The following is a 1,098-nucleotide window of genomic DNA, read 5'->3' on the forward strand; positions in this document are numbered from 1 at the left end:
GTGTGGCCTATGTTGAAAACGAAGCCCTTGTCCGTATCAGGTTTTCAGATGATGTTGTGCCACTGATCACCAACCTAGAGAAGCATTTCACCAGTTATGAACTGGAGCAGGTAAGTAGCCTAACGAGTGCCTATGCCATACGTTTATATGAACTACTAATTGCATGGCGTAGCACTGGGAAAGTATCAATGCTTGAAACTAAGGAATTGAGGTCAAGACTTGGTGTATTGGACACAGAGCATCAACGGATGGAATCGTTTAAAAGACGAGTATTAGAGCCTGCTATTCAACAAATTAACGACCATACCGACATTAAGGCAGAATACGAGCAACATAAGCGAGGACGTTCAATCATTGGGTTTTCATTCAGCTTTAAACAGAAATCCAAGCCTAAAACAATCAACCATGAACGAGATCCAAGCACGGTTGATATGTTCTGCAACTTGTCAGACAGTCAGATAAATACTTATAGCTCAGTATTGTCTAAAGTCCACAGTATCAGCGACCTAGCAGGGAATAAGGACTATCAAGCATTTGCAATATGGATTGCCAATATTTTACGTGACCCGTCCAGTGTGCGAGAAGAAACGGCAAAACGCATATTCAAGGCATTGCGAACAGAAACAGATTTTAAAGGTTAAATGGGAGTATTACTAATGACTGATTTATCAAAACTAAGTGAAACCGAGCTATTAGCTATCTGGAATAAAGATAATTTTGGACTGAAAGGTCAACTATACAAACTAGAACAAGAGTACATCGAAGCCAAAGAAATATTGGATAACTGGCAGAATAAAGACCACCCACTTTATGAACGTCATCAAAGTTGTGTGGATGGTCTTATTACAAGGATTGAGCGTATAAAACAACAACTAAACAAATGCGAATAATCAGAAAAAATCTGTCTCGCCCTATGAGATAGTGTTTTCATCCTGATTGCTTTTAGATCGTTTTGACCGTAGCTCGTTTGCTTTATTCATCATCGAGCCAGCCATACGTCCACCAGTCGTAGAACCACTTAAACGACTACCAAGGTCACTTTTTAAAGCAGAACTCATATTCATGGCCATATTACCAGCCATAAAACCAGCTTTACCC

General features: G+C 39.9%; 2 protein-coding genes and 1 pseudogene. 2 read left to right on the forward strand and 1 reads right to left on the reverse strand.

Translation table 11 applies throughout. The annotated features are described in order from the left end of the window. Window positions 1–641, forward strand: a 641-nt coding sequence (gene repM, locus FTV43_RS15755) for a replication initiation protein RepM (RefSeq protein WP_179995866.1), incomplete at its 5' end; no start/stop codon positions are given. A 15-nt stretch (window positions 642–656) separates the two neighbouring features. Beyond that, window positions 657–890, forward strand: coding sequence for a hypothetical protein (locus tag FTV43_RS15760; protein WP_065996352.1), 234 nt, complete (start codon window positions 657–659; stop codon window positions 888–890). A 21-nt stretch (window positions 891–911) separates the two neighbouring features. Here the strand turns inward: FTV43_RS15760 and FTV43_RS15930 are convergent. Beyond that, window positions 912–1,098: pseudogene (locus FTV43_RS15930) on the reverse strand (P-type conjugative transfer protein TrbL); the annotation flags it as partial.

It is taken from the genome of Acinetobacter sp. YH16053 (assembly GCF_013417035.1).
Classification (GTDB): domain Bacteria; phylum Pseudomonadota; class Gammaproteobacteria; order Pseudomonadales; family Moraxellaceae; genus Acinetobacter; species Acinetobacter towneri.